The following is an 18063-nucleotide window of genomic DNA, read 5'->3' as shown; positions in this document are numbered from 1 at the left end:
AAATGACCATTTAACCTCAGAAAAGGCATGCTAAATAATCAGCATCGCATCTCCGTAAGTGAAGAATTTATATTTTTCCTTAATCGCGATTTCGTATGCTTTCATAACCAGGTCAAATCCTCCGAATGCGCAGGCAGACATCAATAAAATTGATTCCGGAAGCTGGAAATTGGATAGCAATGCATTTGCAATTTTGAAATCATAAGGAGGGAAAACGAATTTGTCTGTCCATCCCTCAACCGGTTTCAAATGCCCGCTCGCTGATACAGAAGACTCAATCGCTTTCAATGAAGTAGTTCCTACTGCGCAAATGCGTTTCTTTGAGTCAATTGCGGTATTTACAATGTTTGCGCTCGACTGTGTGATCCGATAGTTTTCAGAGTCAGTTTTGTGCTTTGTAAGATCTTCCACATCCACAGTGCGGAAGGTACCAAGACCAACGTGCAAAGTTACAGGAGCAAAATTCACACCCTTAATTTCCAGGCGCTTCATAATTGCTTTGGTAAAGTGCATTCCCGCAGTAGGCGCGGCCACTGCACCGACATGTTCTGCAAAAATTGTTTGGAAACGTTCACGGTCGGAGGTTTCAACCTTGCGACGTGAAATGATTTCAGGAGGAAGCGGAGTTTCGCCCAGCTCGTCCACAAGCTTCATAAAAGCATCATTATCCCCATCATAGAGAAAGCGGATTGTGCGGCCACGGGAAGTTGTATTATCAATTACTTCTGCAACCAGGTCGCTGTCGCCAAAATATAGCTTGTTACCAACGCGAATTTTACGTGCCGGATCAACCAGAACGTCCCAAAGGCGCATTTCACGGTTCAATTCCCTCAGAAGGAAGACTTCGATTTTGGCGCCGGTTTTTTCCTTCTGGCCATATAAGCGGGCCGGAAAAACCTTTGTATCATTAATCGCCATTACATCACCGTCATCGAAATAATTGATCAGGTCAGCAAATGTTTTATGTTCGATTTCACCTGTTTTACGATGTACAACCATCAGCCGGGACTCGCCGCGATCGGAAGGATGAAGTGCAATTAGACTTTGAGGGAGATCAAACTTAAATTCGGAAAGCTTCATAGCTGGAAAATCTGTGTATTTCTTATGTAGTAGAATAAAATGCCGGCTGGATAAATGTACCTATTCACTCGATCCGGCCTTTATAAAGTAAACCAATTCCTGAAAGGCAATGCATCCACTTATCAAAGAAAATTTGCGACTGTGGATACTTGTAAAGAATCAGTTATCAGTTATTATTTACAATAAATATGTGGCACAAAAAAATTAAGAGCGCAAAAGTAGGAATTTTCCGGCGTAAATCCTATCAGTTTGTAACATTAGCGCAAACCCAGCCTTCTCGTTTTCCACTTGCCGGGAACAGCTGCTGAAAGCTGACTTTGAACCGGTTTGTCAGTTACCTTGTCGTTCAGCAACAGTGCGGAAACCAGCGCGGCAATCTCGTCCGCATCGGGAGACGAAATTGGTTTAATCATATCCGGATTGAAATACCTGGAAATAAAGTTGGTGTCGAAGTCGCCTGAGATAAATGCAGGATGCTCCATTACAAACCGGCAGAATGGCAACGTCGTCCGAACGCCGGAAATCTGGTATTCGTCAATCGCCCGGATCATTTTCTTGATCGCATCCTCGCGGTTTTCTGCATAAGTGATCAATTTGGCAATCATCGGATCATAATAAATAGGGATATCCATTCCCTGCTCAAACCCGTCGTCTACCCGCACGCCATTCCCGTCGGGCTTCACGTAGGTATGCAGCTGCCCCACATCGGGAAGGAAGTTATTGGAAGGATCTTCGGCGTACACGCGGATCTCAATGGCATGTCCGGTAATTGTCAGATCTTCCTGTTTAATCTGCAATGCTTTCCCTTCTGCAATCCAGATCATTTGTTTCACAAGATCGACTGAGGTGATTTGCTCGGTAACCGGGTGTTCCACCTGCAACCGGGTATTCATTTCGAGAAAATAAAAATCCTTGTTCTCGTCCAGAATAAATTCCACCGTACCAGCACCATAGTAACCGCAAGACCGCGCCACATCCACTGCGCAGCGGCCCATTGCGGCGCGTATTTCAGGAGTAATGGAAACGGAGGGCGCTTCTTCAACAACTTTCTGGTGCCTTCGCTGAATCGAGCATTCCCGCTCAAACAAATGCACAATGTTGCCGTGCTGATCCCCGAGCACCTGAATTTCGATGTGCTTGGGAGATAATATGTATTTTTCGATAAAAACAGACCCGTCGCCAAACGAAGCAAGCGCCTCACTTACTGCGCGGTCCATTTGTTCGTCAAAATCGGCTTCACTATCCACAACCCGCATTCCTTTTCCCCCGCCACCTGCACTCGCTTTGATCAAAACCGGATAACCAATTTCCCGGGCGGTTTGCTTAGCCTCTGTGCGGTCACTTATTGCGGAGGCTGTTCCGGGCACCATGGGTATATTATACTTCGCAGCAGCCTGCTTTGCGGCCAGTTTGCTTCCCATTACCTCAATGGATTCAGCCGACGGACCAATGAAGATCAGACCTGCTTCTTTTACTCTCCTTGCGAAAGCTGCATTTTCAGACAAAAAACCATAGCCCGGATGAATGGCGTCAACTTGCAGGTCCCGGCAGACTTTCAGTATTTTATCGATATTCAGATAAGACTCTGAGGAAGCGGGGGGACCAATGCAAACAGCTTCGTCTGCATAGCGCACGTGCGGCGATTTCCGATCTGCCTCGCTAAAAACCGCTACTGTCGAAATATTCATTTCCCTCGCAGTACGCATAATCCGCAACGCAATTTCGCCCCGGTTGGCGACCAGTATCTTCTTGATCTGATTCATTCAGCTCCTTGGTAGTATCAGTTCCTAAAATAGCAAAAGCATTCTTCCAAATGCGTACTACTCTTCTCTATACATAACAGTGTATTAATATTAAAAAAGTTTAGTATATAGATTTAGTATAGTTGTGCCGGTATATTCTATTTTTACTAACTTACTGTTTAAGATGGAGAAATGCAGCTCATTAAAGTACCGTTGAAATTCTTTAATTTTGCATTTATCTAACATTTAGAATCTTTTGTTACCCACATAAAAAAGAAGAGAGTGGATATTTTCGAGAAACTGCGCAACAACTCTGGTCCGATTGGAACTCCGGCAAAAATGCTGAACAGCCATCACTATTTTTCATTTCCAATGCTGGAAGGAGAATTAGGCCCGCGCATGAGGTTTATGGGACGTGAAGTTTTGAACTGGAGTCTGAACAACTATTTGGGATTGGCCAATCACCCCGAAGTACGCCAGGCGGATGCAGATGCAGCTGCCAAATGGGGACTCGCTTATCCAATGGGCGCCAGAATGATGTCCGGAAACTCGAGTCTGCATGAGACTTTTGAGAAAGAACTTGCTGAATTCGTAGGTAAGAAAGACGCATTCCTGCTGAACTACGGTTACCAGGGAATTATGTCGGCCATCGAATGTCTTTGCGATCACCGCGACGTGATTGTTTACGATGCCGAGTCACATGCTTGTTTGATCGACGGAATTCGTTTGCACAAAGCCAAGTTGGGTGAATATTACAAGTTTAACCATAATGACATGGTTAGTCTTGAAAAAAACCTGATCCGCGCTACCAAGCTGGCCAATGAAAAAGGCGGCGGTGTGCTGGTGATCACAGAAGGTGTTTTCGGAATGTCCGGCAAGGTAGGCGATCTGAAAGCAATTGTAGAGCTGAAAAAGAAGTATGAGTTCCGCCTGATGGTTGACGACGCGCACGGTTTTGGTACCATGGGCGAAACCGGCGCCGGAGTAGGGGAAATGCTCGGGGTGCAGAAAGAAGTTGACCTTTACTTCTCCACTTTTGCAAAATCAATGGCGGCTATCGGTGCATTCATTGCTTCCGATGATCCCGAAATCATTATGTTCCTGAAATATAACATGCGCTCGCAAACCTACGCCAAGGCGCTTCCAATGCCTTACGTGGAAGGTTGCCGCAAGCGTTTGGATATGGTCAAGAAAATGCCTGAACTCAGGACCAAGCTCTGGGAGAATGTAAGGGCAATGCAGGACGGATTGAGAAGCCGCGGCTTCAATATCGGCGAAACCGAGTCACCGGTTACTCCTGTGTTCCTTCACAGTGAAGGCGGCGTACCCGAGGTGACCAGAATGGTACGTGACCTGCGTGAAAATATGGGCGTTTTCTGCTCGATTGTAGTGTACCCGGTAGTTCCAAAAGGCCAGATTATGCTGAGGATTATCCCGACGGCAGCCCATACACTTGAAGATGTGGAGTATACCTTGAACGCATTTACTACACTTGCCGACAAACTCAAGAACAGAGTATACCAGGTTGAGGAAGTGACTGCCGAATAATAAAAATCTGCTTTTTTCGCATTCTGAGGGCTTTTTTCAAAAAAAGCCCTCTTTTTTTGCTCCTGCGTATAGAAAATAAAAAATAGTTAACTATCTGAAATGCTGCTACTTAGCTGATTGCAATCGGATAATTGTATTTTAGAAGTGTTTTTTTTTGTTTTTTGGGTTGCGAAAATACTTTTAATTACTAAATTTCGGTCAAAACATGCGTTTTTGGCGTGTTAGAGGCATTTTTAAACTAAAAAACAAAAGAACATGGCACGATTTGATGAAGTCAAAGATCTGATCCTTTCGCTTGAAGGTGATTTCGATAAGTTTTACAATAAAGGAAACCAGGCAGCTGGCACCCGCGTTCGGAAAGGTATGCAAGACCTCAAAACGTTAGCTCAGGATATTCGCGCAGAAGTTCAGAACAAGAAAAACGAGAGCGAAGGTTAAGAAGCACATAAAGAGTTTGAGGCCCGGGTTTGTCATAATCCGGGCCTTTTTTGTTTTAAAACTTCTCCTTATTGATCATTGTGGCTACTCCTTTTGTGATCACCTTATTGGTTGTCACGTCCACGATTTCAGTTGAGATCTCCGCAAGATGTTTATCAGGATTAATGCTCTGAATCCTGAATACCGCCTTATAATTCGTCTCCACAAACATAGGTCTTAAAAATTCCAGCGTTTGCTTCACATAAATGGAGCCGAATCCCGGGAATTGCGTGCCGAGTACTTTTGTAAACACAGTCGCGCCCAGCATTCCGTGAATGATCGGCTTTTTGAATGCAGTAGTTGCGGCATATTCTGCGTCAAGATGGATGGGGTTATTATCGCCCGTCAGGTCCGCGAAGCGCTGCACTTCTTCCTGCGTGATCTTAAACGGATAATCAAAAGTCGAGTCAACAATAGGTTCGATATGCATATCGGTAAGTTTAACTGAATATTATTTGCTTCAAAATTAAGGCGAAATCCTGCACGCATCCAAGTTGCGTAATGCCCTAAAACAAAGAAAGCCGCCTTTGCGGCGACTTTCCTGTATGCACTGGCTATATGTGGTTACTCTTCGGTTTCTTCTGTCAGAACTACTGCCGTAGCTTCCGATATCTTGGCAGCCCTGGCATTATTACGTTTATTCTTAAACTTCTTTACCTGCATTTTCAACGTATCAATCGCGAGATCCGTCGCTTCTTCAAATGTAGTCCCCTGCTCCCTTACAAACATCGTTCCGCCTGGGACGTAGAGCTTAACTTCCAGCAATTTAGTCTGAGTTTTTGCATTCTCACTTTTATCGAGCTTAAGGAATACCTCTCCACTGGTTATCCGGTCATAGAACGTGTCCAGTTTATCTAATTTTTGCTGAATGAAGTTCAACAATTTAGGATCAGCATCAAAATGAATTGCTTGCATCTGCAGTCTCATAAGCACATTGTTTTAATGGTAAAACATAAATTTTTTACTGAAACCTAAAAACCAGGAGCGCCATCTTTTCAGTCCGGATTTTTGTTAAAAGCATAAAAATCCCCATTTCGACTGCCTCCCGGTTTCCCGTAACAGTAATTTAAGTACGTCAAATATTAAGCCAATGTCAAGTAAAAGGGAGTGTTTGTTAATTTATTTCTTTCGATCCAAAATGTACTCCGTGCAGGCTCAGGCTTCTTCCAAAAGTGTTCGGAAAGACACATATTTTCCATTAAACAGATCGTGGTGACGCTGCTGAAAGTCGGCCTGAAAATCGGTCTGGTAAGCCAGGAAATCTTCCATTGTTCTGAAAGTGAACTGGGTAGTATACGTGGAGCCTTCATTTTCAATCTCGGTCAGCAGGCGCAGCAGCTTGCATTCAAGCGGCAATTCAGTTTGCAGGATTTCGGGAATGTACGTTCCTTTCATGTACGTCAGCCATTCATTCTCTGCCTCATAGCTGATGTTGATCGTGATATTGTAGATAATCATAAGTAAGTGGTTAATAGAACCGAAATATCGGGTTAATATTTATGATTTGAATAAGCCCGCTCAGGTCAGAGCGTATTTGGGGGATGGTGGTTTGTAAGCTACATTTGTAAAACCTGTACTTATTCACCATAACTTTTTATTCAACAATGAATATTCTTCTAAGAGCCCATTCCGGCCTGCGGTATGTTGTTCTGGCATTGCTTCTCGCCGCCATTTTTACTGCTTATTCCAATTGGCGGAGTGGAAAGCAGGAGGACAGTAAAATCTATCTTTTTGCATTGATAGCAACGCATACACAATTGCTGATCGGGCTGGTTTTATACGTCATGAGCCCCAAAGTAAACTTTGATCTGATTAGTGAAAAGGTGTTCCGTTTTTTCTCTATCGAGCACATTTTCATGATGCTTATCGCGATTGTACTTATTACGATCGGGAGAATCAAATCCAAGAAAATGGTGGGAGCTGACAGACACCGGACCGTGCTGTACTTCTATACGATGGCGCTGATCATCATTATCGTAGCTATCCCCTGGCCTTTCAGGAACCTGGGATCAGGCTGGTTTTGACGTACATCGGCAATCGGCTGTCGGCAATCGGCTCTTTGAGGTCGACAGCCAACAGCCGATTGCTGATAGCCGACAGCCGATGTACTACCCAAATAGCTCGCTCGACAAATACCGGTCGCCGCGGTCGCAGATGATGCAAACTATTACACCTTCTTCCAGCTCCTTTGCTAATTCGACAGCCGCCCAGGTTGCACCGCCGCTGCTCATTCCTGCAAAAACAGCTTCTTGCTTCGCCAGCTTTCTGGTCATTAAAACCGCATTCTCCTGGGTTACCTCCATGACCCTGTCTACCCGCTCACGCTCAAATATTTTCGGAAGATATTCAACCGGCCATTTACGGATCCCGGGAATGGAAGAACCGTCGGTAGGCTGACAGCCCACAATCTCAATGTTGCTATTCTGTTCTTTCAAATAGCGCGACACGCCCATGATCGTGCCCGTAGTGCCCATTGAAGATACGAAATGCGTGATTTTCTCATTGGTATCCCTGAAAATCTCAGGGCCGGTGGTATTATAATGCGCGCGCCAGTTATCGGGATTGGCAAACTGATTGAGCATGTAATACTCACCTTTTGCCGCTTTGTCTTCCGCCATATCCCTCGCGCCTTCCATTGATTCAGACAGGATAACCTTCGCCCCAAATGCTTCCATGGTCAGCACACGTTCCCGCGTAGAATTTTGCGGCATAATAAGCTCAATTTCAAGATCAAAAAGGCGGGCGATCATTGCCAGTGCGATACCAGTATTTCCGCTTGTTGCCTCTACCAGCTTCATCCCCTTTTTCACCTCGCCCCTGTCAAGTGCGCCTTTGATCATGCTGTAAGCCGCGCGATCTTTCACGCTGCCGCCGGGATTGTTTCCTTCGAGCTTTCCGAAAATCTTTACGTTCGGGTTAGGATTGATTCTTTTTAATTCTACAAGAGGGGTATTACCTACCAGATCAAGAAGTGAGGACATTGATGCTAATCTTTTGTTACTTATAAAAACTATCCCGGTTATGGAGTAGAAGTGAAAAATGACAGGGTACCAGCCAGAAAAGGAAGAACAGACGAGCCGTGATTTCCTTTCGGAACAGTTGTCAGCTGTATATCCGCGCCAAGTCCCTGCATTGTTTTAAATGCATTCTCAGAATTAAAATAAAAAACGAGATTGTCATCATTGCCGTGGTACAGACGGATTGGCGCCTTCGGTTTCCATTTATATACATCATTATCAGCAACCGCATCCCTGAAACCTTTGTCGTTCCCATCATTCAATGCGGTTTTAAATGATTCGTTCAAAATCGTGTCGAAGCTCTGGGAAATAGTCACATTGATACCCGACTGTGCAATGCGGGTTGCAAATGGTTCTTTGAAGTAATAGGAAGCGGGCCGGTTCAGCTTGTAAATCCGATCGTAAGTCAGAAGTACCCAAAGATAAAGTGCATTGTAGGAAGCAACACCCTGGGTATTATTATTAATAATGTAGTTCATAAAAGCCGTCTTATCGTAAGCGCCCGCGCCACAGCTTGAAGCCCTCAGGTTGAATTCAGAAGCAGCTTCTTCCTCGATCTTCTTATGCAGCGCCATTGTTGCATAGCCCCCTTCCGAATAGCCGGCTACGTACAGCTTTTCATTCCATTTTACATCATCCTGTTTTTTCAAAAACTCCTTTGCAGCCCGCAACATATCCAGCGAAGCAGATGCCAGGCTCTCTCCATGCTCGTAAGGATGAGGAAGAGCTTTGGATTCGCCATAACCGATATAATCCGGATAGGAGATAATGTAGCCCATTGAACCAAACAAGGAGCCAAACTGCGCGGCTTCGGTGTTATTGTTGTAATAAGAAGGCGCAGCAGCATCTTCCCGGATCGTACCATGCTGCACACTGATCATCGATACCGGCTGGTCCGTATCGGGAATGATCAGGGCTCCGGATGCCGTAATTTCAGTTCCGTCCGTGTTTTTCGTCTTATAAGAAAGTTTATAAACCTTGATCCCGTTCTTGACATATCCACCGAGGATCGGACTAAGATCATTTGCAAGCTGTAAAACCTGCTCGCGGGAGAGCTGCTTCACATCTTCGCTTTTCTGTAAAAACTGATCCTCAACAGGCGGTTCAACCACCGGGTTATCATCATTACAGGAATTAAGCAGAAGCAGACTCCAGAAAAGGAGAAAAACGATTTTCTTAGATTGTTTGATTGGTGTAAAGGTTCGCATAAGTGAATAAAGGGTGAGCGATCGCTGTTATAACGAACGTTCACCCTTTTTTGATCGCTAATCGACTATTTATCAATGATTATATTTTGCCCATATACCAGCTGATCATTCTTGCGGTCGCATCAGGCCTTTCCACCATTCCCATGTGACCGGCTTCGGCCAGGATAAAGGGGTAGCTTTGTTTCGGATATTCCGAAAGGGAGATCACACTTTCAAACTGGATCAGCTTATCCTGCATTCCGATAATGAACAAAACCGGAAATGGCATTGAGGCAAGTACAGCTGTTCTGTCAGGCCGGCTGCGCATTGCAGTAAGTCCGGAAATCAAGGCTTCCGCTGGCAGCTTTTTGAAATATTCAATATGCGCTTCCACTTTCTCGGGGAACAGTTCCTTGTACCTGTCGCCGAACATGTTAGGAGCAGTTTTAGTGATAAAAGCGGCCGTTCCCTCATTTCTGAGCAACTCGATCATATCGCCACGCTGCGCCTTTTTCGCCTCATCGTCTGCAAAAGCTGTGGAATGGAAAAGCCCGAAGCCTTCCAGCATATCAGGGTACTTTTCCGCAAAAGCAAGGGCGATGTAGCCGCCCATTGAGTGCCCGATCAGCGTAAACCGGGAAATGCCGGCGTTCGTCAGGAAACGGTGCAGCTCGTCCGCATAATCTTCCACGGACTGGCAAAATGTAAAAAGTGAAATATTAGGTCTGACGATCGTAAACTCGTCATTTATAACGGCATCAACGTAGTCCCAAATGGTGTCATCTGCTCCGTGGCCGTGTAGCAATACCAGGGTTTTTCGGTGTAGATTCATATAAATCGGCTTTCATTGTTGAGAACTCTTTTGCCTAAATATACATAAACACATTCCCAAAGGTGCCCTACCCGGCAATTTTTGCCATTTCTTCCTCACGCAATGCCCTGCGCAGGATCTTGCCCACATTGGTTTTTGGAAGCTCGGTGCGGAATTCAATTTCACGCGGCCGCTTATAGCCCGTCAGGTTTTCGCGGCAGTAATCCTTTACATTCTCCACCGTAAGCGCGGGGTCTTTTTTTACAATGTAAACTTTTACCATCTCGCCGGATTTATCATCAGGAACGCCCACGCAGGCAACTTCCAGTACACCCGGGCATTGGGCGATTACATCTTCTACTTCATTTGGATAAACATTGAAACCGGAAACCAGGATCATATCCTTCTTCCGGTCGACGATCTTGAAAAAACCGTCTGCATCTTCAATGCCGATATCCCCTGTTTTGAACCACCGCCCACTTTCGTCTTCCTTAATTACCTTCACAGTCTCGTCCGGGCGATTGTAGTAGCCCAGCATAATCTGTGGCCCGCGCGCGCAGATTTCGCCCTTTTCACCCACAGGCGCCCAGGTTTCATCATCTTTCAGAATGCGCATTTCGGTACTCGGAAAAGGGAGCCCGATGGTACCCTGCTTGTGGTGCCCGTCAAGCGGATTGACTGAAAGTACCGGCGAAGTCTCTGATAACCCGTAACCTTCCACGAGTGGACATCCGGTAATTTTCTCCCAGCGTTCGGCTACTACTTTTTGCAGCGCCATTCCACCAGCAATAGTGATTCTCAGCTGGCTAAAATCAACGGAAGCAAAATCCGCATTGTTTAAAAGCCCGTTGAACAGCGTATTAAGGCCGGGGAAAATATGGAACCTGAACTTCTTCAGTTCTTTGACAAAGGCCGGAAGATCTTTCGGATTGGTGATCAGCACATTCAATGCGCCCCATTTGATCCCACACAATCCATTGATCGTTAATGCAAAAACGTGATAGAGCGGAAGTGCGCCGATCAGGGTCAGCTGGCCGGATATCTGCGAGTTGCGCAATTTGGACATCAGCCATTCATTGATACCTTCCACATTGGCGATCAGGTTCCGGTGGGTCAGCATTGCGCCTTTGGAAACACCGGTGGTGCCGCCCGTATATTGGATAAATGCAATGTCAAGACCTGAGATGTTGGGCCTCTTATAAGTAAGTCCCGCCCCGATCGAAATTGCATTTGAAAAGCTGGTCGCTTTCGGAATGTGGTATTCGGGAACCATTTTCTTGATGTATTTCACCACCGAGTTCACGATCAGCTTCTTGGGAAAGCCAAGCAGGTCGCCGATTTCAGTAATGATAACCTGCTGGATATTGGTGTTCTGAATAACCTTTTCGAGGTTTTGAGCAAAGTTCGCCAGGATCACGATCGCTTTCGCACCCGAGTCTTTAAACTGGTGCTGCATCTCGCGGCAGGTATAAAGCGGGTTGGTATTTACAATCACCAGTCCGGCCCGCAATGCGCCCATCATCACGACCGGGTATTGCAGCAAATTGGGCATTTGTATGGCAATCCGGTCACCTTGCTGTAAACCCACACTCTGCAGATATGCCGCGAAATTCCTTGAAAGCTCATCGATTTTGCCAAAACTGAGCGACTTACCCATGTTGGTATAAGCAGGCTTGTCGGTATTTTCCCGGAAGCTCACTTCCATCATTTCAAGCAATGAAGAATAAGCCTCGGGATTGATTTCGAAAGGAATGCCTTCGGGATAATTCCGAAGCCAGGGATAGGAATTCTTTGATATGCCGGTCATATTGGTGTGGGTAAGGGTTCTGCAAAACAAACTTTTGACGGATTCAAAGTAGCTAATTAAGCCAAAAGTTTATCAACACAATGCAATAATTTTTAATCGCATTGTCCTGTCATTTAAACGGAAACCAGCCTGTACCTATTATCTGCGGGCTATCTCCCAACGCCAGAGAAAACCGTCTTCCGGATCAGTAACATCCTCTTTATGAACAAATCCGATTTTTTCCAGCAGATGTGCAGAGGCGTTTTCCTCAGCCAGGGTATGAGCAATTACCTTGTGTACGCCGGGCTGGCGGAATGCATGGTCGAGCAACCCTTTTGCAGTCTCCGTTCCCAGTCCTCTGCCGCGGTGCGACGGCGTAATTTCATAGCCGATCTCCACCATTCCACTGGCATCCGGCTCTCCCTTGTATCCGCAGGATCCGATAAGCTGGTTGTCAGGCTTGTAAATAATGAGATAAACCCACCAGTTGCGCAAAGGCGGGTGGGCTTTCCAGCGATGGTAAGAAGGCGTAAATGTGTCACGGAATTCTGTCCATTTCTTAGGGACATTCACACCCATGACGCGGGCAAGTGTATGATTTCCCATGCGGATCGCATCGAAAAGCGTGTCGTCGCAGGGGACAATTCTTAAATGGGGGGTCTCAATCATGTTAATCCAATATCGACCCCCAATTTAGGAAACTATGAGTTGTTTTCGTCGAAACGATCTGTAATTGCTTTTCTGATCGCCTGGTGCGGGCGCATTCCTGTGCTCTTTGCGCGTTGCACCGCGCGATCGGCCGAAGCATTTGATCTGGCACGTAAAGCCAGATTTGAAACCGTCAGGTGACTGTCTCTCCACGAATCATATTCTTCTTCGCTCATTACATCTCGACTCACTTTTCCATGTTCGTATCCGTCACCAAAAGATTGAATACGACTGTCGGTCAGTGCTTTTCTGCGCTCGTTTTCCAAAGTATTAATTTCAGCGCGGATCCGTGCTTCTTCTTCCCTGAGTTCTTCCAATGCGGGTAGTACGGATAGGTCATTTTCGAGAATGCTCTTCTGCGTCATGTGCAAGGTCAGCTGCTCCTGCAGTGGCTCCATTGCTTTGATGATCTTTTTACGACGTCTTCTCAGTCTGCCCAGTTTAGGATCAATTTGCAGCCACCGGTACCAAAAACCCTGCAAGACCGGCAGTGCCATTCCAAGCGACACCGCACCTGCAACAGCGAACAAAACACCACTTAACACGAAAGAAAGCAATGCCCAGGGACTGTTTACCAGATCCAGGTTAAGCTGGTCCGAGTTGCGAAGCGCATTCTCGATCTTGTTGGTCAGCTCGGGGCTGTTGATAGGTGCGCCCGTCATCGGGTCCACCGCATTTAACTGCAGGTTTTTGACAGATTTGTTGATCGCCTCTTTCAGCTTATCGGTACGGTAAGCCTCATACCGGAACCAGCCAAGGATAATCAGGGTAACAATGGCGAAAATTGAAAGCACCAGCTTGAATCCTGCATATCTTGACCTCGCCTTAGGCGATTCATTCTTGTGGTAAGGTTCTTCAACCAACCTGTCGTACGCAGGTTTCAGCAGGATTGACAGCATAGCCAAACCTATTGCAAATGCCCAGGCTTCATTTGAATTCCTGATATTCAATGCATAGGCAACAATTTCATGCGAGATGATCAGGTCACCTGCAATGAACGAAATACCGGCTGCCAGAAAGATAAGTCCTGCTACCAGCGAGTACGAAGGCGCTTTTTCGGTTCTTTTCTCCCGTAACTGTTCTGTTTGCAGGTCGATATCTGCTACATTCCTTTCAAGGTCCTGCATTTGTCTGGCAGTACGGTTCAGCTCCATTACTTCTGTCTGGAGCTTATCGTAAGCTACCTTGTGCAGCTGGCGTGTTTCCTGGTGTGACGTTTTAATGGAGGAGAGCTCTTCCTTTTTGGAAGTGAGCCGCTCCTGGATCCAGTCATGATTAACATCGCTGGACAAATATGCTTCATAAACCTGACGGTCAATCCCCTCAATGCCGCGTGTGTAGCCGCGTTGGTAATCGCCGTGTTCGTTTGGATTCTGCTCGTTCATGACCTGTTATTTTTGATTGATCAGATGAGAATGGGATAAAAAATCAGGCCATAAGCCTGGGCTATAATGCTACTTGGAGCTCTTCTGAATGAGGTTAAGCTGCCGGGTTGTCAGCTCATTTTTCATGCGTCGGGCCAGATAGAACTCACTTTCGAAGAGTTTGATCAGCATATCACGTTTGGCATACAGCTTGTCCCGCTCTGTTTCGGCTGTACTTTGTTCCCTTAAAACCTGCCACTTTTTGACCCTTAATTCATCAATTTCTCCCTGTAAAATCTGGCATTCTGCCTCCCAGTTGTACTGGTTATCACTGGAATCCTGGCGATCCTTCCGGATGTTCAGCCAGGCTTGCAGATCATTGCGAAGTACTGTGATATTGCTCAGCAGCAGTTTTCCGGCAAAAAGGAAGAGGAAGAAAACAAAGATGAAAAGTGCAAATGCCTGCCACCAGGTCTGGTGGGTGATCACATTGGCAAAAACAAACAGTGCGGATGCAAACGGAAGTCCTACTTCTTCCAGCAGCGATTTCCAGGTTACTTTCAACTCCGTATCGTGAAACAATGAAATCCTTCCGAAAAGGCTGAACATACCTGCCAGGAAAACGCCCAGCGCGATCCAGGAATTATCATTGAAAACGGGTTTGAGCGACTCGCGGATCAGGAAGAAGTTACCAATGCACATGGCAATGCACAAGGTAATTCCAATCAGCGTTCTTGGTAAGTGGTGCTCAGTCGTCTGCTGGCCGGCCGGAAGTTTCAGTCGCTCCTGCAACTCATCGATCCGGTTATTTTTTTGGCCAATAAAAAGGTTCAGCTCCTGAATACGTTCGTTTTGCTGCTCTATATTGGCGATGTGACCAGCCGCAAGGTTTGAAAAGTACTTTTGGATAATGTCAGTTTTTTCATTCGGGTCCGATTCTGACAATCCAAACAAAACACCTTCATCACGCAGCATATCTTCGTCTTCCAGCCAGTATGGAATTGTTACGTCCACTTTCGGCAATTCCTGTGCATTGAATGCAGGCTGTTGCAACACAGGTTCTGCCTGACCTGGCTTGTTTTCCGATAAAGTTGTTTGTTGAATTGCAGTTACTGAGGAAGTTGGGGAGGGATTTGCATTTACCTCGACAGGTTCATCATCATAATATTGGTTCTCGTCGGCCTCCTTCGCGCGGAACCAGTTTGCAATGTATTCAGTGAATTTTGCCATAGCTTTTCATGGGTTAACCTGCGATTATCCATGAAAACACAGAATTTCACTACATTATTGTGATGATCGGCTATTAAAAAAGGTAACTCACTCAGATCTAGGACACTTCAAACATTTTCTGTAAAGCTTGCCAGAGTTTTTTCTTCAGATTGCGGTCGGCTTCAATTACCACGAGCGGGTCAGTTAAAAGGAACCAGACACCCTCGATATTTTTTGGGGTATAAGGCGGTAGCAGCAGATCCAGATGCAGCTTGATCAGCGGCACGCCAAACGTGATAAAGTAATTAGTTTTCTTGTCTTTAAACACCTTTGTAGCATCGGTGCCTGACAAAAAACTGAAATTGAGAATGTCAGAATGGTCGGTTGAATGTCCGACAGCTTTCAGGATGTTGTTCAAAAAAGCGGCTTCTGATGCAAGCATTTCCTCCTGCTTCGGCTCGTCAATCAGGATCAAGATCTTGTGCCGCAGTTGTGGGAATTCAGGAGCGGCGACGGGAATAGCTGGCGTCGCAGGAATAGCCGACTTCGGCGGAATTGCCGGAATGGCTGGCGTCACAGTTACATTGGTCTGCACGGTTGCCGGTTCTGGTTTTTTTTCAACCCTTGCCACAGTCTCCTGAGTGGCAGTTTTAATATCCCCTAAATAGAAAAGCGTCTCGTCCTGATAGAGGATCTTAAATAATGCGGGATTATTCATCGCTGACCAGTTTTAATATTTACCCGTATACAAACCAGGCTGGCTCCAAATACCCAGCTTCTGCTTCTTTGCCTGAATTTCCAGGTTGGCATATTCCATACTGGAAGAGTATTTTTTGAAATGAACAGCCAGCCCGTTCTTTACCAGTTCTTTGTTCAAAATCTTACCGCCTGGAATTACAACTTCCCCAAGCAGGCGACCATATCTGTCAAACTCGCCGGTGTGACGAATCTGTACCACCTTTCGGAAGCAGTATTTGGAAGTAAAATCCTTCGCAACCTTGTAATAGGGCCGGCCGCGTTCCGGGCAGTTAACATGAAGCAGTCTGATCCGGATGTTCTTTCCTGCTCTCTGGCCTGCTTTTCTGCCGGTATAAATGTATTTCAACTCAATGGTATCCCCGTCCTGTATTCCGATCACCTCAGCTTTAAGCGGGTTCGAAGGATCAGCCTGTAAAAAGCGGCTTTCTGCTGATGTATTTAATGGGGAATTAACAAAGGCACTCAAAACCGGAAAACAGATCAGAAATGCCAGTTTTCCGGCTGGGAAATTCAAAAAGGATTGCACGCGTACGCTATTCAGTAATAAAATAAAATGGACTATTGGTCGAGCTTATACCATTTGACATCTTTCAATGGCGCTCTTCGGGCAGCGGTAACAGTGGGGCCGTAATGCTTTTCCAGATAATCCAGCACGGGCTTTTCTGTCTCGCCCAGATCCCAGAGATTGTGGTTTTTCTGCATCCAGCGGATTTTTTGTTTCCAGCCGTCACGAGTAAACCTGTTCTGAAGGATCAGCTTGGAGTTGTGGCAAGTAGTGCATTGCGCTTTTACCAGGTACAGATTTCCATCTGTAACTAATCCCGTTTCAGGGTCTTTTTTAACTGTGTCTGCCAATGAAGCAGCCACGTGCTGCACTGGTAACTTGGCTTGTTCACTAACTGAAAAAAGCAGAATGCCCAGGCTGGTGCACAGCGTTATCAATAACTTCATAGTTTCGTTTTAACCAACTTTCACTGCAATTCTTTCACACGCATTATTAAGGTATCCGCCCGGGTTCCAGGCTGGAATAACCATGGGCTGGGCCACACCTTTGGAGTCGGTAGCACGAACCCACACCTCGTAGTAGCCCGTCGTAGGAAACTTGATTTTGCTTTCCCAATGCTGCCAGGCAAGCCGGTTAACAGGCGCTTCCAGTTTGCATTCTTTCCAGGTTGAGCCAAAATCAATGGATACTTCCACTTTCTTCACGCTCAGATCGCCCGCCCAGGCGTGACCGCGCAATGCAAGTTCGCTGTCCGGCTTGATCATCGCGCCCGTTTTAGGATAAGTAATAAGCGATTTCACCGGCATTGATTCAATGATCCTGAAATACTGGTCTGTCTGCGGAACATCTTCACCGGGTGCTACCGGGCTTTTGGGCATCTTATAACTATGTCCGTCCATTTTAGCCCCGTCATGTACTTTGTTGCGGATAGAAATCCCGCTCAGCCATTTACCCGAAACAGAAGCAGGCCAGCCGCCGATCACAAGGCGTAGCGGATAACCATGGAATTCAGGAATATCCTTTCCATTCAATTGCCAGGCGATCAAAGTTTCATTTTCAAGCGCTTTTGCAATGGGCACGCCGCGCGAGATAGATTCTTTTTTGGGATCGCGGCTCAGGTGCAGATCTTTGCTATGGTACCCGATGTAAACAGCATCATCTTTAATGCCCACATCAGCAAGGATATCCTTTAAACGTACACCCGTCCACGAAGCGCAATGTACAGCGCCCTGGCCCCACGGGTTACCCGAAGCCTGCGGCGTAAAGCCCGAGCGTCCATTGCCCCCGCATTCAAGTACAAGCTGGTAAGTATAGGTTTTAAACTTCTTTTTAAGTTCTTCCAGTGTATAGGTCTTGGTTGCCTTGGCCGACTCACCGTCAATCGTCAGTGTCCATTTGCTCACATCTATTTTTTCGGGTATCAGGCCATTGTTCCTAATAAACATTTTGTCCACCGGTGTAACCTTATCGTCAAGCAGGTGTACGGGCGATTCAACATTCCAGGGTTTGTCTCCCTGAACGATCATTTCCGGATTTTTACCTTTCAGCGCATCACCTTCATCCCATGCAAGAGGTACATATCCCTCAGGCATCCGGTCTGCAAAAACCATCTGGCTGCCCAGTGCGGTACCCAGCACGGTCAAGCCGCTTTTTTTCAAAAAACCTCTTCTGTTAAACGCGGGGTTCATTATAGGTTCAGGATATTTTAGTATTGATCAATAATCAAATTTAATAATACTGCCCGGTTAACCAGCCGGAAAATTGACATTCCCGCCAGAAATGCGAAAAGGCTACCATCGGGTAGCCTTTTCAAGGTCAAACATAGTGTGCTGTAACATTTCGAACATACTGTCACCTGACAAGTGTATGT

At 46.1% G+C, this 18063-nt stretch carries 19 protein-coding genes; 3 read left to right on the top strand and 16 right to left on the bottom strand.

Annotated elements, in window-relative coordinates:
* Positions 1 to 30: 30 nt before the first annotated feature.
* Both queA and accC read right to left on the bottom strand, forming a co-directional pair.
* On the bottom strand, positions 31 to 1080 hold the full coding sequence (gene queA / locus AC1XTG_RS24410; protein WP_056291662.1) for a tRNA preQ1(34) S-adenosylmethionine ribosyltransferase-isomerase QueA: 1050 nt from the start codon (positions 1078 to 1080) through the stop codon (positions 31 to 33).
* 257 nt (positions 1081 to 1337) lie between these two features.
* Complete coding sequence (gene accC / locus AC1XTG_RS24405; protein WP_484843774.1) at positions 1338 to 2843, bottom strand: acetyl-CoA carboxylase biotin carboxylase subunit; 1506 nt, start codon at positions 2841 to 2843, stop codon at positions 1338 to 1340.
* A 261-nt stretch (positions 2844 to 3104) separates the two neighbouring features.
* Between accC and AC1XTG_RS24400 the strand changes: the two genes are divergently transcribed.
* Together AC1XTG_RS24400 and AC1XTG_RS24395 are read left to right on the top strand one after the other, a co-directional pair.
* Positions 3105 to 4370, top strand: a complete 1266-nt coding sequence (locus tag AC1XTG_RS24400; protein ID WP_484843773.1) for an aminotransferase class I/II-fold pyridoxal phosphate-dependent enzyme — start codon at positions 3105 to 3107, stop codon at positions 4368 to 4370.
* 255 nt (positions 4371 to 4625) lie between these two features.
* Positions 4626 to 4808, top strand: coding sequence for a hypothetical protein (locus AC1XTG_RS24395; protein WP_031530768.1), 183 nt, complete (start codon positions 4626 to 4628; stop codon positions 4806 to 4808).
* A gap of 55 nt (positions 4809 to 4863) precedes the next feature.
* On the opposite strand, the gene AC1XTG_RS24390 is transcribed toward AC1XTG_RS24395, so the two are convergent.
* The 3 genes from AC1XTG_RS24390 to AC1XTG_RS24380 all read right to left on the bottom strand — a co-directional run bounded on the left by AC1XTG_RS24390 (position 4864) and on the right by AC1XTG_RS24380 (position 6305).
* Positions 4864 to 5277 carry a MaoC family dehydratase gene (locus AC1XTG_RS24390; protein ID WP_484843772.1) on the bottom strand — a complete coding sequence of 138 codons (414 nt, stop codon included), beginning with the start codon at positions 5275 to 5277 and terminating at the stop codon, positions 4864 to 4866.
* Positions 5278 to 5411: 134 nt separating this feature from the next.
* A complete protein-coding gene (hpf, locus tag AC1XTG_RS24385) occupies positions 5412 to 5774 on the bottom strand; it encodes a ribosome hibernation-promoting factor, HPF/YfiA family (protein ID WP_056291651.1) in 363 nt (120 codons plus the stop codon).
* Between the two features lie 228 nt (positions 5775 to 6002).
* A complete protein-coding gene (locus tag AC1XTG_RS24380; protein ID WP_031530765.1) occupies positions 6003 to 6305 on the bottom strand; it encodes a DUF4286 family protein in 303 nt (100 codons plus the stop codon).
* Between the two features lie 146 nt (positions 6306 to 6451).
* On the opposite strand from AC1XTG_RS24380, the gene AC1XTG_RS24375 reads away from it, so the two are divergent.
* Positions 6452 to 6871, top strand: a complete 420-nt coding sequence (locus AC1XTG_RS24375) for a hypothetical protein (RefSeq protein WP_056291648.1) — start codon at positions 6452 to 6454, stop codon at positions 6869 to 6871.
* An 84-nt stretch (positions 6872 to 6955) separates the two neighbouring features.
* On the opposite strand, the gene cysM is transcribed toward AC1XTG_RS24375, so the two are convergent.
* From cysM to AC1XTG_RS24320, 11 genes are all read right to left on the bottom strand, one after another.
* Positions 6956 to 7828 carry a cysteine synthase CysM gene (gene cysM, locus AC1XTG_RS24370; RefSeq protein ID WP_484843771.1) on the bottom strand — a complete coding sequence of 291 codons (873 nt, stop codon included), beginning with the start codon at positions 7826 to 7828 and terminating at the stop codon, positions 6956 to 6958.
* 38 nt (positions 7829 to 7866) lie between these two features.
* Positions 7867 to 9072: an alpha/beta hydrolase family protein gene (locus tag AC1XTG_RS24365; RefSeq protein WP_484843770.1), complete on the bottom strand. Its 1206-nt coding sequence runs from the start codon at positions 9070 to 9072 to the stop codon at positions 7867 to 7869.
* 79 nt (positions 9073 to 9151) lie between these two features.
* Positions 9152 to 9883 carry an alpha/beta fold hydrolase gene (locus AC1XTG_RS24360; protein WP_056291639.1) on the bottom strand — a complete coding sequence of 244 codons (732 nt, stop codon included), beginning with the start codon at positions 9881 to 9883 and terminating at the stop codon, positions 9152 to 9154.
* Between the two features lie 67 nt (positions 9884 to 9950).
* Positions 9951 to 11669: an AMP-binding protein gene (locus tag AC1XTG_RS24355; RefSeq protein ID WP_484843769.1), complete on the bottom strand. Its 1719-nt coding sequence runs from the start codon at positions 11667 to 11669 to the stop codon at positions 9951 to 9953.
* A 138-nt stretch (positions 11670 to 11807) separates the two neighbouring features.
* Positions 11808 to 12317 (bottom strand): GNAT family N-acetyltransferase, encoded by a 510-nt coding sequence (locus AC1XTG_RS24350; RefSeq protein ID WP_484843768.1) that lies wholly within the window; start codon positions 12315 to 12317, stop codon positions 11808 to 11810.
* Between the two features lie 32 nt (positions 12318 to 12349).
* Positions 12350 to 13741 (bottom strand): hypothetical protein, encoded by a 1392-nt coding sequence (locus tag AC1XTG_RS24345; RefSeq protein WP_484843767.1) that lies wholly within the window; start codon positions 13739 to 13741, stop codon positions 12350 to 12352.
* Between the two features lie 69 nt (positions 13742 to 13810).
* The gene (locus tag AC1XTG_RS24340; RefSeq protein WP_484843766.1) at positions 13811 to 14950 is read right to left on the bottom strand and encodes a hypothetical protein; all 1140 of its coding nucleotides are present in this window, start codon (positions 14948 to 14950) and stop codon (positions 13811 to 13813) included.
* A 97-nt stretch (positions 14951 to 15047) separates the two neighbouring features.
* Positions 15048 to 15647 carry a hypothetical protein gene (locus tag AC1XTG_RS24335; protein ID WP_484843765.1) on the bottom strand — a complete coding sequence of 200 codons (600 nt, stop codon included), beginning with the start codon at positions 15645 to 15647 and terminating at the stop codon, positions 15048 to 15050.
* Positions 15648 to 15659: 12 nt separating this feature from the next.
* Positions 15660 to 16214, bottom strand: a complete 555-nt coding sequence (locus AC1XTG_RS24330; RefSeq protein ID WP_484843764.1) for a thermonuclease family protein — start codon at positions 16212 to 16214, stop codon at positions 15660 to 15662.
* A gap of 32 nt (positions 16215 to 16246) precedes the next feature.
* The gene (locus AC1XTG_RS24325) at positions 16247 to 16639 is read right to left on the bottom strand and encodes a hypothetical protein (RefSeq protein ID WP_484843763.1); all 393 of its coding nucleotides are present in this window, start codon (positions 16637 to 16639) and stop codon (positions 16247 to 16249) included.
* 9 nt (positions 16640 to 16648) lie between these two features.
* The gene (locus tag AC1XTG_RS24320) at positions 16649 to 17881 is read right to left on the bottom strand and encodes a sulfite oxidase (protein ID WP_484843762.1); all 1233 of its coding nucleotides are present in this window, start codon (positions 17879 to 17881) and stop codon (positions 16649 to 16651) included.
* Between the last annotated feature and the right edge of the window lie 182 nt (positions 17882 to 18063).

The organism is Dyadobacter sp. HNCC25DJ183, from assembly GCF_056895175.1.
The sequence above is the reverse complement of the archived record's forward strand: the minus strand, read 5'-3'. Positions and strand labels throughout refer to the sequence as shown.